This is a genomic window from Anaerohalosphaeraceae bacterium (assembly GCA_035378985.1).
Taxonomy (GTDB): Bacteria; Planctomycetota; Phycisphaerae; order Sedimentisphaerales; family Anaerohalosphaeraceae; genus JAHDQI01.
Genome location: DAOSUR010000003.1, coordinates 118516 through 134893 on the forward strand (window position 1 = coordinate 118516; position 16378 = coordinate 134893).

Annotated in this window: 8 protein-coding genes; 2 read left to right on the plus strand and 6 right to left on the minus strand. The window is 50.3% G+C overall.

All coding sequences use genetic code 11. The annotated features are described in order from the left end of the window. Positions 1–32: 32 nt before the first annotated feature. The 5 genes from PKY88_03965 to PKY88_03985 form a co-directional block, all read right to left on the minus strand. Positions 33–4037: a PKD domain-containing protein gene (locus PKY88_03965; GenBank protein ID HOQ04351.1), complete on the minus strand. Its 4005-nt coding sequence runs from the start codon at positions 4035–4037 to the stop codon at positions 33–35. Between the two features lie 165 nt (positions 4038–4202). Then, positions 4203–5528 (minus strand): polysaccharide pyruvyl transferase family protein, encoded by a 1326-nt coding sequence (locus PKY88_03970; protein ID HOQ04352.1) that lies wholly within the window; start codon positions 5526–5528, stop codon positions 4203–4205. Further along, positions 5509–7032, minus strand: coding sequence for an oligosaccharide flippase family protein (locus PKY88_03975; protein HOQ04353.1), 1524 nt, complete (start codon positions 7030–7032; stop codon positions 5509–5511). Before PKY88_03975 ends, PKY88_03970 begins: the two co-directional genes overlap by 20 nt. After that, complete coding sequence (locus PKY88_03980) at positions 7029–8402, minus strand: hypothetical protein (GenBank protein HOQ04354.1); 1374 nt, start codon at positions 8400–8402, stop codon at positions 7029–7031. The genes PKY88_03975 and PKY88_03980 overlap by 4 nt, the downstream gene beginning before the upstream one ends. 9 nt (positions 8403–8411) lie before the next feature. Beyond that, positions 8412–8957: a CatB-related O-acetyltransferase gene (locus tag PKY88_03985; GenBank protein HOQ04355.1), complete on the minus strand. Its 546-nt coding sequence runs from the start codon at positions 8955–8957 to the stop codon at positions 8412–8414. 697 nt (positions 8958–9654) lie between these two features. Here PKY88_03985 and PKY88_03990 point away from each other — a divergent pair. Both PKY88_03990 and PKY88_03995 read left to right on the plus strand, forming a co-directional pair. Further along, positions 9655–13782 (plus strand): right-handed parallel beta-helix repeat-containing protein, encoded by a 4128-nt coding sequence (locus PKY88_03990; protein ID HOQ04356.1) that lies wholly within the window; start codon positions 9655–9657, stop codon positions 13780–13782. Positions 13783–13835: 53 nt separating this feature from the next. Continuing rightward, entirely contained in the window at positions 13836–15647 is a 1812-nt protein-coding gene (locus PKY88_03995; GenBank protein HOQ04357.1) for a putative Ig domain-containing protein, read from the plus strand. Here the strand turns inward: PKY88_03995 and PKY88_04000 are convergent. Then, positions 15636–16319 carry an EpsI family protein gene (locus tag PKY88_04000; protein ID HOQ04358.1) on the minus strand — a complete coding sequence of 228 codons (684 nt, stop codon included), beginning with the start codon at positions 16317–16319 and terminating at the stop codon, positions 15636–15638. The genes PKY88_03995 and PKY88_04000 overlap by 12 nt on opposite strands. Positions 16320–16378 lie beyond the last annotated feature (59 nt).

The following is a 16378-nucleotide window of genomic DNA, read 5'->3' on the forward strand; positions in this document are numbered from 1 at the left end:
GCCGAAGAAATTCTTCTCATAGAATAATCTGATTACTGTTCATCTGGCCGCTTGCTGAAATCATAGAAATCAAACGCCGCCTGCTTGGCCATCAGAGCCGCAAGAATCTGCTCATTGCTCTGGCCCTGCATATAGGCCCTCAGGTAGATTGAAAAGCCCGTTCCCGGATTCACTTCTGTATCATCCAGAGAATAGAAAACAATCCCTCTTCCGAGAGTCTGTAGGTAGTAATACCCTGAATTGCAGCTCAGAATAAAGAGCCGTTTATATTTCAGCTCAGCCGGATCGATTTCCATCGGACCGCGGGAAACTATCGTTTTAGATCCGTAATGATAATTGGGGTAATTAACATTGTCGATGATTTTCTCATAGACAATCGCCCGTACAAAGTTGTTTTTCGTCAGCGATTTGATTTCCCCATTGGTAAACCGAACGGTCAGGGTCACAGAGTAATTGCCCGGCTCGAAATACGTATGCGTTGGATTGCTGGACGTACTTGTCGTACCGTCTCCAAAATCCCACAAGACGGAACTGATGCTGCCGGAGGTTCGGTTGCGGAAAGATACCGTAACCGGCCGAGTCCCCTCCCGAGAGGTCGCGCTGAATTCCACCTGCCGCGGCGTAGTTCCTCCCACTGTAATATACCCGGTCTTGGTGATTGTGCTGCTGCCTGCAGAGCCGCTCACCGTCAACTTCACCGTATAAACACCATTGGTCGTATAGGTATGAGTAATACTCGAACTGGTTGTTTTCACCGTACCGGAGCCGTCCCCGAAATCCCAGAGCTTCGTCTGAGCATCGCCGGTACTCTGATTTGTAAAGGTCACATCAAACGGAGCGGTTCCCGTGCGGGTCGCTGCGTAAAAGTCTGCCTGAAGAACGATCGGCGGATTTTGCGGATCCGCCACAAGAACAGCATCCGCAATCACATCCCCGCTGGACGTAGCATTGGTCAAAACAACCGGATATTCAACAACTTTCAGAGCCAGCAGGTCTGTTGTTGAAGCAACCTGTTCAAAATCACTGTCAACAATCAGAGCCGGTGCATCCCCGTAAACATTATCCACATAGAAAGCCCCGGCACCGTCATTCCACTGAGCAAAACTGATATGGGTCATCTCATAGAGAACATTCATTGCCCGAACAGCCGACTGGACCAAAACACCATCCACATAGACATCATAAGTCGCACCGGCTACATCACAATCCACAGCAATTTTATACCAGCGGTCGAATTCAAGACCTGACGCCAGCGGACGCCATTGTGAAGTAACATCAAAGGAATTGCCGGGCTCACGGGCCACTAAGGTCATTGTCTTGCCGTCTCCGGGAGTACCGCCGCCGTCCTCACACCAGAAGGCCATATAAACAAAAGGTCCGGTGCCTCGATTGGGACCGCTGCCGGTATCTGCTCCGACCAACATCATTCCGCCGCGGTCCCGTGTGCTGTCATCCAGAATGGAATCCATATAAATATCCCACTCCAGCCGAACCCGGTCTCTGCGGCGCTCATTAAACTTCTGGGTCAAATACGCATTCCCCGACAGCGAAGCGGCAAAAGCCGCCTTCTTTGTACTGTTGCCCCCGATGTTATCCTGATTTAAACTCAGCAGCGAAGGCATATCATTGCGGCTTTCATACCAGTCCTGGCCTGACTCAAACTCAAAAGTCCCCAGCGTATTCCAAATTCCGCCGTTGACCTTTTGACTGACGGCAACCGTTGTACTGCCGTTCTTATGTGTAATCGTATAAGGAGCCGCGGCAGTTCGACCGGACGAGGCCGCCCATCGAGCCGCTACTTTATAAGGACCGTTGAACGGCACGGAAAATTTCCACGTGGCCTTTTCACTTCCGGTGCCGGCCGGAACCCACAAATAATTCACGCCATAATAACCCGACACTTTTACTGAGCCGCCCCACCCGGCTGTCTTTTCAAACGGCGGGTCCCACGGCTTGGGATTTCGAATAAAATACTGTCGGTGCGAAACAATCGAAGGATTGGGTACAGCACCCGTCGGCGAATACCACGCCGGATACCCCGAATCGGGAAATCGGACCAGCGCCGGATTGCGCGGACTTTGAATGCGGTAATAGGTTGGGTCTCCGGGTATTCGATACGTCAGATAATAATTGTAAGGAGGATTGCCGCGAGGATCCCCAAAATCATACGGCATGACGGCACTGGTTCCATCCTTAAACTGAGGATACCAGTTCGGATAGGCCTGACTGGTAATCATTCCTGAAATGCTCAACGCTACAGTATCTGTGGAATAGTTCAGAATCCGATCGTCATCCACATAATAAACATTTTCAATCACCTGCTTGCTTTGTTCCTCTGAAGTCGGGAAAATCGGGCCTAACCCGTAATTGGCATGGCCGTAAAGCATCACATGAGAATCCGGCGTCTTGAGGGCCTCTTTCGCCCCCTCCAAAGTATTCACCGTCCGGATAACATAACTTTTGTTTTGCGCAGGATTCGTATAAACCCATAAATCATCGACCTTGGTCGCCCCGATATTAACCAGCATATCCTCCCACTGGTAATTCACCCGTTCAGACCCATACGCAAAATACGCAAACACCGGCTCAATTTCCGCAGAATTCAGCACAATCACCTTTCGTGTCGCCGGAGTTGACCATTCTCCGTCATCATCCTGAGCCCGCAAGGAAATCGTGTGAACGCCGACCGAAAGCCCGTTGACTGTCAATTCCTGAGTGCTCCCGATGAAACCATCTAAATCAGACGTCCATTCATAGGCGACAATAGTCCCATCTGCATCAACAGCAGAAGCCCGCAGCACAATCGACTCGCCAATTCGAGCCGGATTGGGTGAAGCAGATTCAAACGTGGCATGCGGAGGCAGATTCTCCACCGGAACCTTGACAAAACGCACGGCATCGGCACAAGCCGTCGGCGTTCCCCCGCTCGCATTCAGTGTTACCGCATAGGAACCGCCTGCCTGCATATAAAATGTACCAAGGAGATTCCACTGTCCCCCATTGATTTGCTGATTTACCGTCGTTTGGCTGGTCCCGAAAAAGTGCTGAATAGACACCGGAAGAGCGGTTCCTCGGGACGAATATTCCGTCCACCACATATAAACCTTAAAGACACCGCTCTTTTCCGGAGTAAACCGCCACGTGTAGCTGGCCACATTCCGGGCCCATAAAGAATCAACCCCCCACGGCGGTATTCCGGAAGAAACCGCCCAAGTCCCTGTCTTGGAAGTTCCCGGTCCTCCATTGTCGATGATCACCTCATACGGAGCATTCGGGTCCGCCACCTCAATATAATTTTCTTTCACCTCCGTATCTGTCCCCGCCGAACCGGATACCGTCAGCGACACAGTATAAACCCCCGCAGCCGAATACGTGTAAACCGGGTTCTGCTCCGTTGAGTCAATCAGCCCGTCGTTGTCAAAATCCCACGCCCAGCTCTCAATCGTTCCGGTACTCACAGATAAATCCGTAAACGACACAGCAAGCGGCAAATCCCCTGAACGAATCGAGGCCTCAAAATCCGCCTCTATCGGAGGAGGCGGCAACTTCACAAACCGTACAGCATCCGCACAAATGCTCGAATTGTCCGTCAGCGTGCGAATGGTCACCCGGTAGGTAAGGCCGGCCTCAAAACGATACTGCCCCAGAACATTCCACATCCCGCCGTTCGTCAGCTGATTCACCGTCAGAGAAATCGTTCCGTCCGCCGTCTCAATCGTCACCGGAGCAGCCGCACTGCGGGAGGAATATTCCGTCCACCACATCGACACCTCATACCGTCCGCTCTCTGACGGCGTAAACAGCCAGCTGAACGACAGATTCGGACTTCTCGCATAAACCGAATCCACCCCCCAATAGCCCGTGGCTCCCGACACCGACCAGGTCCCCACCTTCGCCGTAGCCGCATCACGATTGTCAATAATCGTTTCAGCAGACAGAGCCCCTCCGAGCAAAACAAGAAAGCAAAGGAAACAGAGGAAACCTCCATACGGTGAAAATACACACCCTCTCCGTGAAATTGACGTTTGGTTTTTCATTGTTTTCTACCCCTCGAATTTTAAAGGTCTCTTATTGTACTATCGAGGAGCATTATACCTTTTTGAATGAATCAAAGTCAAGGAAAAGGTCGTTGGCCCCTATTTCTCTACTGAAACAAAACCGCCTTCCGCACGAACAAAACCAAATGTCCTATAAAAAACAGATTATCCCCTGAATCCGGGCAACCCGCGAAATCCCTCCCGTACAGCCTCCAATAGAGAAGGGATTGTTTTCTGAAGTTGAGCTCGAATAGAAGAGCGACTCCGGTAAAACGCCTCTACACGATATAATACATCCTCTTTTCTTGTTTTCCGGACATCGATTACACACTCCCCTTGGCCGGCAGACTCAAAAACTCCCAGAAATTTATCACTATATGCCAATCCGACGGAAGGAACTGTCTGAGAAAGAGCTGCAATACAGCTGTGCATCCGAGAACCGACAAAAAAATCGCACTGGCCGATCATATATTTCATCTGATTCGGAGAATAAGGTCCTTCAGCAACAGAAAGACTGCTGTCGTTTGTTTCTTGTTTTACTCGCCGGCAAATCTGCCGGCAGGCATCCAAATCGTCTTCTGCCTGATAGACCTTGGAAGGCGGAAAAACATGAGGAATAAAAAGAACCAGACACCCCTGCTTAACAAGGAGTGCGGCAATCTCGCAGACCAGGGTCGGATAATCCTCACAGAGTCCAAACATGTTCCGGCCGGTATATCCTCCATGATACAGAAGACCGCTGATGTTCAGACCCGCCGCCGGCCTGCCTTGGTCTTTCCACCGGCGAATTGTCTCCGACAGCGAATCCTCGACCGGATGCGGTTCCAGAAGAAATCCAACATCCGGAATAACACGAATTTTTTTCTGTATCTCCGTACGACCGGCAAACAGACGCCGAAGAAACTCTTCCCCCTGCCGGTCACGGGAGCAAATCACCGAAGCTTTTTTAAGGAGACCTCGCGCGGTCCATAAAACCCATTTTCGCTGAAAAGGACCATAGGTCTGCGGAAGAAAATACAAAGGTTTTCCGCAGACAAGCCAGAGCCACTTCGTCAATGCCCCTTGAAGGAAACGCTTCCAGCCGTATATGTCACTGAAGCTGTCCCCTCCGGTAATATCCGCAACCAAATCCAGACGTGCGATTTGCTCCAAATAAGGATTCCTTCGTTCCGCCCAAGCACGATATCGCCTCATTTTTAAAAAACGCCAAAATATCCCTTCCAGCAATAGAACCACAAAATGATTCTTCAAGAAAATCTGCCGGCAGAACCGTACCGGCAGATTGACAATTTCAAGGGTTCGTGTTCCGATGGTTCGGACCTCTTTCCGGACACTTCTGCCGGATGCCAGCAAGATAAAATTGGCATTCGGCCATTTCTCCAGGAATCCCCGAATAGTCCCTTCGGCCAAAGCGCTTACCCCATAATTCCCCGTATCAAAGGAAGCGCCCAAGAGACCGACCCAAACTGTCTTATCCGATGGAGGAGTCATCTGTTCTCGTCGAGGACATTCGAGCCGAAACAAGTTCCCATGCCCCCCAGCCCAAAATCAGACAAAGGACAACAGCCAGCACCGCCCCGCCTCCCCAAAAATGCACCCATAGCCGCTCCGGCCAAAACACAAGCAGAGGCAGAGTCAAACAGCCGTACACTCCGGCCGCCGCCAATCCCGGCAGCCAGGACTTCCAATACGCAGTCATTGAAAGACCAATCTCCTTTTTCACACAATAAACCTGATAAATTAAAGCAAGAATATTCGACACCAGCAAAAGCCAGCCGATGCCGTCCAGACTGAACCGCTTTGCAGCCGGCCAGATAAACAATCCCAAAAGGATAATACGCAGGACAACATAACGGCGGTGAATTTCCGGTTTCCCTCGGCCGAAGAAAAGTTTTCCAAGCGGAAAGGCCAAAAGAAGAAGGGCATAGGTCACACACAGCAACGAAAAAACTCCGGCAACCGTTTCAAATTCGGGCTTGTAAAGAATCGCCAGAAGGGCTCGCCGGCAGAGAATCATATACATCGTCAAAGGAAAAATTACCAAACCCGTCCAGCGGGTTATCCAGAGAATTCCTTTCTGCAAAGCCGAAAAATTGTCCTGTTTCTCCGCAAAAGCCGGCATCAGAAGCGGCCCAAACACGCGGGTCAGAAATTCCCGAGGAGTGCGGGCCAGAATCAGCGCAAAGCCATACATTCCAATCAAAGCCGGACTGACCAGAAGACTGCCGACCAGTACATCCAGATTGAAAGTCAGATACGTTAGAATCGGCATTCCGGCCATTCCTTTCGAAAACCGCATCAAGGAACGAAAACTGGATCCATCGTACCGAAACGTGGGCCGGAAGGGACACATCACATACGACAGCAGGCACAAAAAGAAGAAATTGCTGATGGTTCCTACAACAAACGCCCACACATTGCGGTAAAGAAAAGACAGCCAAATCGTCAACACGCTGCTTAATATCATACTGCCTTGGACCAGCATAACAGACTTGGCAAAACGAAATTCCTTCAGCAGCACCTCGCTTCGCGGACTGACAAATCCGTTCAAAAGAATCGTCAAAAAAGAAATACGAACCATCCACAGCAGTTCGGCGGGCGTGTAATATCGTCCGTAATCCGAATGTCCGTAAATCCAGATGCGGCACAGCAGCGGACTCAAAAAAAACGCCAGGGCATACAACAGAACCCCTCGGACCGCCTGAATCCACCAGGCCATATTCAGATACGATTCGCTGGCTCCGTCCTTGTGCTGAATAACCGATTGTTTGACTCCAATCTCCGTGAGTGTCTCAAAAAAAGTTACCAGCGGAAAAATAACAATCATCACCCCGCGTTCTTCATTGGAAAGCAGTTTGGCCAGAACCACCTTGCTCGCGAAAGCCACTGCTTTGGCCACAACTGCCCCAACCATCAAACTGAAACTTCCGCGGGCACACCGGGCTTTCAGACTGTCGGATGTCCAAAAACGAATAATCCGTTCAGACAGTTTCATCGCGTTCGCTTTTCCCTTCTCATCTGAAATCCCTGCGAAGGTACGGAACCTGCCACTCCTTGATTCTCTCGAGACGCTGTTCCAGACAAGCTGCTGATCACAGCCAGGATCCAGTACCAGAGAACCGTAATTGTACCGACGTAGGCCAAACCGATAAAATTTGCACAATGCACAAATACACTGACCCCGAGAGACCAGGACAGCGCCAGCCGATACGGCTGTCCGCTCCATCGCCTCCACAGACGTCCGACTTGCCGGAAGGCAACGGTAAGAATGCCGATAAAAAGTCCCAGCGTCAGTGCCCCGCCCATGACCCCCTGATAAACATAATAATTGCACAAATCCTGTGCTCCATAAAACCAATGAGCCGTTGAGGGGGTCCCCAGCAAAGCCCATTCAGGGAAATTCCGAATGGCTTCGTCGATCAATTTATAACGAAAATACCCCGTAGAGCCGCCTACAGCGCTGATGCGAGAAATCAGATGCCACACCGGCCCTTTCATCAGCAAATGAAGCCCGACAAGAAGAAGCAGCAACCCCCAGCGAACCCAGCGCATTTGATACCGCAGAAAAAACATCAGTCCGCCGACAAGACCGCACAAAACTGCCAGAACTGGCGTGCTGGAGGCCGAACAGAATACAATCAGCAGCGACGCAGCAAGGGCGAAGAGGGCCCACAGCCTCCATCTGGAAGACTTCCACCACAATGCGGCAAACAGCGGCATCAGAGACCCCCAAAAACAGCCGGCCATAATCGGATGAGCAAAAGCCCCCTGACAGCGAAGCTTGCCGTAGCGCATCATTGTAATAGACGGAACACCGCCAAAAATGGAAAATAAATTTCTCCCGGTCTGATTCTCATAGAAAAAAAAGAGAGAAACCGGAACGACAAGAACAGCCAGACCTCGAATAAAACAGTCGGCGTCATCCCAGGTTCGGATGAAACACCGAAAAAGAAAATACATCCCAACCGAATCAAACCCGAACCCCAGCCGATTGATAAGAGCTCCGACCGTCTGCTGCTGAAGGGTATAAATCGCAATAAAACTGATTGTCCAACCCACCATCCAAGTATCCAAAGTATTCCAGAAAAAAGGCAGGTATTCCTTGCGCAAAACTACACGCACTGCACCAATTAAAACCATGATCCGCAAGATATTAAAATCAAGATTCAGAAGCGTAATTTTCTGGGTCAGGGGCACAAAACAGGCCATTACCATCATCGGCAGCCCAGCCCAACGGCGAGGTGAAAACAGCATCGCCCCCCCAAGCAGCACCAAAAGCACCAAAGCCGTCGGATGAATATTCGTAACATCCTGAAAAGCAACACCGCCGAATCCTTCCGGCATCGTGCGAATTGCAGAATCCATAAAATTGAATTAGACCTTCCCCTCTGAAAGGCCTATAACATCCACATAAGGACGAGTAAACTGGTCCAGATTCCCTTTTAACTCATCGATGTCTTTCTGCCACCAGGGCTCTCGAAGAATTCCCTCTATAACAGATAGAGAAAACCGATATTTAATCACACGGGCAGGATTTCCTGCTGCTACGGCAAAATCAGGAATATCATGAGTAACAACCGCCCCGGCCCCTATCACAGCCCCATTTCCTATTCGTCGTACGGAGGGGGTAATAATGGCATTTCGCCCAACCCAAACATCGCTGCCGATTTCCAAAGAGCCCCGTGAAATCTTCTCCTCCGAAACATATCCAAATGCCGGGTTATAGAAGAAAGGATGAAGCGAAAGATGCTCAAGAGGGTGATTTCCGTTGAAAATGCAAACCCCCGCTGCAAAAGAACAGTACCTTCCGATTCGGGTCATCGGAGCAATTCGACCGGGAGAGAAACACCCATAACTGTAGAGTCCAACTTCAATTTGGTGATAACGCTTAAAGAGTTCACGAAGGGTTATAGAGTACATTTCCCCGCCCTCCGTTTTTTTCACAAACCAGCGTATAAAAGGGCGAAAACGCTGATATTGATAAAGTTGAATTAAAAAATCTTGTTTCATTGACAAAACTTCATACTACAAAGAATTTTCAGACTCCGTCTCCGTCGGTGAACATAAAGAAACCGACCTCCTAATGGGTTAAAAATATAAACTGATGAATGAAAAATCGGATTTAACAATTTCAGTACTTATTTTATCGGCAAAACAACACCATAAGGATGAACGGAGAATTAAAAAACACTTCCGAAAAAAAGGCAAAAATTAAAAAGACAAAGAGAATCTGTATAGAGGCTTTCTCCACAATTTATGTCTGTTCAATTAAATTCACACCATTTCAAAATATTCATTGAAATTAGGAAGAAAGACCGATAAAATGCGTATTCTTTCTTGTTATAATAAATAAAAAAATGCTTCTATCATAGAAATTGTACAGTTTTTTTCTGTTTCTGAAACTATCATCGGCAACTTCGAATTTGCTTCTCGGAAAATCAGTTATCATTTTCTGCTGACATAGAACATTTCATACAAAACATACTATCTGCCCGTTTTTATCGGAAGCAAACGGCTTTGGACCTGTTCTAACCAAACGGCAAAAGATTTTCTAAACTTTAAGTGAAGAAAAGAAAGCCGAATGGCTGATGACAGTTTCAGAATCAGGGGATAACCAATGACAACAATTCGTCATAAAAAATCTTCACGTTTTCTGAATCGAAATTTGCTTTGGATATCGGCTTCTCTGCTGCTTCCGTTCACGGCAGCATATTCCGCAACCTATTACGTTTCCACGACCGGGAGTGATACAGCCGGCAACGGCTCCCTGACAAACCCATGGCGAACTATTTCCAAAGGTCAGTCAATGCTGGCCCCAGGGGATACCCTTTACGTTCGCGGCGGCGTCTATACAGAAAGTGTGACAATTACCGTTCAGGGAACCGAAAACGCCCGTATCACGATCGCTGCTTACCCGGGAGAAACCCCTGTTCTCGACGGGGCAGAACCTGTAACCGGATGGACATGCTGCTCCGCGGATGAGCCCGGACTGATGGTTGCCGGCATTCCCAATAAATTTGCAGACAAAATCTACAAGGCCAGAATCCCGGCCGCCAAAATGCCCAGTTCCAAAACCAAATGGGTCCTCTTTGAAGATGGAACCCATGCTCGGCTGGCACGCTGGCCCGATCAGAATGTCGGATACGGGCTGGACACATCCCTCTTTCAACTCGTTCCCAGTGAATCCGTCGGGTTGACCACTCAGCTCCGAGACGATACGGTCCTCTCGAAGCTCAATCCCGCTTCCGTTTGGTACGATTATATATCCAATCTGTCCGCTTCGGATTTGGCCAACTATTGGAACGGGGCTTATCTGCAGATTTGGTTTCGAACGGACGGGAATTTCACCTCCAGCTACCTGATAACCGGCGGCGGTGAAAATGCAATTTCCATCGACGGCGAATTTTCCCGGGCCCTTCGGAACACCGATGCCTATAACATTAATCGACATCCTCATCTCCTCAACGAACCCGGTGAGTTCTATTTCACCCCTGAGCCGGACGCCGAAGGATACCACACTTTTTATTACTGGCCCTTGAACGTCGCCAATTTGGCTGACAAGATTTCCATTCCTGCAAAAACCAAAGGATTTTACGCCTCGAACAAGGACTATATTACCATTGACGGCTTTACGATTCTCCGATACGCCGGAGAAGGCATTCATTTTTATCCGGGCGGGACAAACACAGCACCTATCGTGCGCAACTGCACGGTGGAGGACTGCGGCGGAACCGGCATCTATCTGCAGAAAACCGTCGACGGTCTCGTTGAAAACTGCATCGTCAATCGGGCCGGAGACCGCGGCGTCTTTCTCAATGACGGACTTCGAGGCATTGTAAAGGGCTGCACGGTTTCCGACAGCGCCGGAACCTGCATTTCTTTTTACACCGTCGAATACGGACAAATCCTCGACAACCGGATTTACGGAGTCGCCGGTGTTCACGCCAACGGTGTGTCCTGTTATTTGGCCTGCAAAAAGGTGCTCATCGCCCGCAACATCTTCTACAATGCCGCCAACCTGGCGATTCAGAACATCTCTGACGTAACCTGCTTCGCCAACGTCTTCGATGCCAAGCATCTCAGCCGCAACTTTATCTCCACCTGGCCTGACAGCACCAACTCCTCCTATGCCACGCGCGGGCACTTAACCTTTCTGCACAATACAATTATTCGAGGCGACGAACCCCGGCACACGGTCCTGGACTTTCTCGGGGCTATCTGCAAATTCACCGATGCAACGGTCGAAAATGACGGCGGCAAAGTCTGCATCCGTCAGGCCGGTAAATTCTCCAGTTCCTCAATCAAAACCACCGGCGAAGGAACGCAAATCCTTTGCAATTTCTCGGCACCGGTCTATCCGAACGGATGGTATCGAGTCCTGAGAAAAACAACGGATACTGTCACGATAGACCTCGATTACATCAATAGTATCCCCACCGTCAGCGGACAAGCCGGCGGTCATACCAATAACTATCTGTACAATAACCTCATCGGCGGCTCCTACGAATGGGATTTCAACGTACTGGGCCGTTCTCACAACGGATGGATCCCTATCAGCAACATGCATACCATTCCTAACCCCGGCTTAGAAGGCGAATGGTATCTGCCTCGTACCAACCCCGATATTAAGACCCAGTACTCACGCATTTTCAAAGATATCGATGCCGGGGACTACTCCTTAGCAGACAACAGCCCTGCTATCGGCGCAGGACGCAATCTCGACAGCATCCTCGATGACCCCACAATCACAGTTACGGGAACCAGCATTCGTCAGGATTTCCCCGATTTTGATTTCAGCCGGGATTTGGCCGGCAATCCCTGGGCGGCAACACCTTCAATGGGGGCGTATGAGTATGTCTCCGCTGCCCCTGCAAATCCTCAAACCTATACCCTGACGATCACCAGCACAAACGGCACCGTCTCAAAATCTCCAAATAAAACATCCTATATTGCCGGTGAAACGGTAACCTTAACGGCAACTCCCGCTTCCGGCTATAGTTTTTCAGGATGGTCCAGCAGCATTTCCGGAACCGCCAATCCCGTGACAATCACCATGAACAGCAGCAAAAGCATTACCGCAAACTTCACACAGATTCCCGCAGCAACCTATATCCTGAGCGTTTCCGCCGTAAACGGAATTGTCACCAAGTCCCCGAACAAAACATCCTACACAGTCGGAGAAACAGTCACTCTGACTGCTGTAGCTGATTCAGGATACGTGTTTGCAAACTGGTATGGAGACGTTTCGGGCACTGCCAATCCTCTTACCGTTACGATGAACAGCAATAAGACCATCTATGCCAACTTCATCCGCCAAGAGAATCAGATATCGCTGACGGAATTGTCCAAAAAGGCGGTCTTGGCCAAATTGGACCCCCAGCTCTTCGACGGCCAGGATGATTACACCGCCGTATCGACTTCCAGATGGAACCTGTCCGCTATGACGTTTCTGATGTGGTTCAAAGCCGACACTGTCAGCGGAATCCGCTATCTGCTCGGACATACATTGGATGGAGGAAGCAGCAGGATACAGCTGTACATCCGAAATGGTCAATTGTGCCTTGGATTGGGAGACAACAGCAGTTTACGGACCAATATTCAGTCGATACAGACCGGGGTTTGGTACTGTGTTTCCTTGATTCTCGACAACTCAAGATACTCTGTCTTCGTCAACAATGTATTGGCCGCTTCAGGCACATTCAGCGGATTGACCGGACTGAATACATTTGCGGATATCGGGAATACCGGAAATCCTGATGATCGGACAACACAGGCCTTTTCCGGCACAATCGACGATGTCCGCATCTTTCCAGAGGTCTTAACAGACAGCCAGCTCGGTTTAATTTACAGTGCCCAGCGCAATGCCGGACTCACCGGCCTCTGGCGGCTGGATGACTACGGACAAGCCACAACCGCCGATGCCGCCGGCAGCGGCTATAACGCTGTGCTCATTGGAAGTCCTCAGTGGGGACGCTCTTGGGCCGATGAGGATTATCTGCTCTTTACAACCCGTACACAGGCCCTGCAGATTTCTTCGAATACCATTTCTCCCCAGGCCGGCACGATTGCTCTTTGGACTGCCCCTTCGTCCGAAACCGGCGCCCGCTATCTGCTCGGCCATACGTACAACGGCTCCAACCGCATCGCCCTTCTGACTGTCAACGGAAAACTGGCCGTCAGCATGGGAAACGCCAGTCTAATCCAGCAGAACATTGCCGACCTGCCCTACGGTCAGATGGTTCACCTGGCCCTGGTGTGGAACAGCGGACAATACACCATCTACATCGACGGCGAACAGAAGGCTGCCGGCACCTACTCCGGGCTCAGCCAGCTCCGCTCCACCTTCGATATCGGCAACTACGGCGACCCGTCCCTGCGGATTGTCGGATTCCTCGGGCTGATCGACGAGGTCCGTACCTACAACCGCGCACTCGCAGCTGATGAGATTCGCAACCTCTACCAGACCTATCACGTAAAAGAAAACCGTCGGCTTGCCTTTCAGGTCCAGGCCGCTGACCAAACCGGAAAGCCGATTCCCTATCGGGCCTCCAACCTCCCCGAAGGCGCCTCTTTTGATCAAAAAACTCAAACCTTTATGTGGAGGCCCTGGTACAAGCAGGCCGGAGAATACAACATTCTCTTTAATGCCGACGGTCTGCCTTCGCAAACCGTAACTATAACCGTACAGGAAGTTGAACTGCAGGACTGGTATCAGGCCCTGCTGAGTACCGCCGGATTGCTATAAAAGAAAAATCATTAAACCGCCAAAATGCCGTATCTGTATCTGGAGTTGAGTGAATGAGAGTGATGAGTTCTCTGTTGCTCGGTCTGAATCTTATCGGACTGGCGGCAGCCTACGTCTGCCCGCCTTATGACGGTTGTATTTGGGGCTTTTCTGCAAACAATTTCACAATCAAACCCGGCTTTGCTGTTACAAACGCCGTACTAACTCTAACGAATATTTGCCCTGCCGACAATTGTCTGAATCCCGTTCTGTCAATCCGACTGCTGGACAATCCTTCCTCCGGATTTTCCCTCCTGACTGACAGCCTTCAAACAACCATTGACTGTTTTCAAAATGCTCCCGCCCTCTCCGCCGCCTGGCGAATGAATGAATACGCCGGCACACAGGCGAATAACTCCGTTGGAGGCGGGAGCCCGGCGATTTTCATCAACAATCCCGTATGGACAGAGAACGAAGGCATTTCTTTTTCAGACAATCAATACCTTCAAATTGAAGATCCTGACAATCTGTGCAGCCGTTCTCCTTTGGCCGTTTCGCTCTGGTTCAAAATCCGTTCGCCCCGCCGATACGCCAAACTGTTTATCAAACCCCTTGAAACCCGCTCGGCCCCCTGGGAACTGGCGGCTCTGGATTTGGGACCGGATGGTCTGACACCTCGTTTTGTTCTCTCAGACGGTACACCCGGCGGTCAATATGCGGCCGTCTTCGACAGCACTCGTAAGATTTCTCTCAATCAGTGGTATCATCTGCTGGGCACGTTCGACGGCTCTCAAATGGCTTTATGGCTCAATGGGGAATTCGTCGCTCAACGACAGGCGAATTTGACCGTCGGAACCAATCCAATGCCTATCTGTATCGGCGGACGGCTGGGCACGGACACAATGGACGGTCTGATTCGAGATGTAAGGATTTACAGCGGTCCGTCTGCCGGAAAACCCCTCCAATGGCTCCGGCCTTCCGATCCCTTTGCACCGCACGGAACTCTTCTTAAGTCCTTCAACACCCGAGACATCCAAACAAGCAGACAAACTCTAACCCTTTCTTTTCAACAGATTGATTCCCCGGATTCGTGGGTTTACAGCGTTTATCCAAGACCATTCTCCCTGACTGTTCCTCCCCGGCAAACTCCTCTCTCTTTCTCCTCTGCCATGCTCGAACTGCTCGATTTGCTTGGCAGAGGCAGGAATTGGGGCATTGGAATCGATACGGACGGTTTTTACTTTGACACTCTTTCTCTCTCTTTGACAATCGAACCGCTGGACGGCTCCCTGCCCCCGACCTATCAGACGTTTTCGTATCGAAATACGCGAGCCCCAATCATTCTCCCGCGAAACCCCATCACAGCCGAGCCGCAGCAAACTATTGCCTTCACCGTGGCTGTTCTTGAACTGGACGGCAACCCCTATACGGTTGCACCCTCCAATCTGCCTTCCGGGGCCTCCTTTGAGGGCAACACGTTCCGATGGACACCCACAGAGGAACAAATCGGTGAATGGGCCGTTACCTTTACAGCAAACGACGGAGTGATGAGTAGTCAAAGAACGGTATCTATTACCGTGAAGGAACCGACCCCGATTTTCACGCCGCTGGCAGACCAGACCGTTTATGAACTCCAGACCCTCACGCTTCCCGTTCAGGCGGTCAACCTGGCAGGTCAGCCGGTCCCGATTACTGTATCCTCTCTACCCTCCGGTGCCGTCTTTGACGGGAATACCTTCGAATGGAAACCCTCCTATGGGCAGGCAGGCACATATACAATATCCTTCTCCGCCGCCAATGAAATCAGACAGGAAACCGTATCTGTAACGATCACCGTCCTGCCGTACAAACCCCCGGCGAAAAGCAAAACCATTTTAATTCTTTAATACCTCTTCCTGAGCCGTCGGCATATACGACGCGATGAGGGGAGCCGCCAGAGTTGTAAAAGAAAGGACCGACGTTAAAGAAGTGGAGGCAACCTGAATTTGAGCCACATAACGAACCTGCCCGCGTGAAAAGGAAGGAAGACGCCAGCGAAGCCCGGAAAAAATACGATGGTCATTTGTCGCCTGACCGTTAATTAAATAATAATTCAGGACAATTAAACGCGTCAAATCCGGCAGCGGTTTTCGAAAAGTATGAAGAAGAACAGGGATAACCTGTCCATCCGATGTCTGAATTTGACGAGTTTCTGTCTGCTCAAGATTCCAGCCGGCTCCCACATAGCAAAGGTCCGGTCTGTGACCGAGCATCGTGCGGGGCTGGCTGGTATAAGACACATAAAAAGCCGCATACTCCTCTGTGCCTGGTATCCGATATACTCGATTCACATAGTCATCATTACCGGCTATCTGCAGCGTCGTTTCGCTAAGCGGCTGGTCCTCCCCCTCCCAAGGCCCAATCCGAACAGGAAAAGATGAAAGAGGCATCGCAGGAAGCAGCGGATTTTTTGCCAGAGCATCTAAACGCACAGCGGTAGAATGGTAAACAACCCCCGACGCAGCCAGAAGCAAACAGGCAAAAACCGTACTGACCCATATTTTCCTGTTGTGATTCACAAAAACAGCCCTTAAAAAATAGCCGGTCCTTCAAAAAACCGTATAATCAGTTCTTCAAA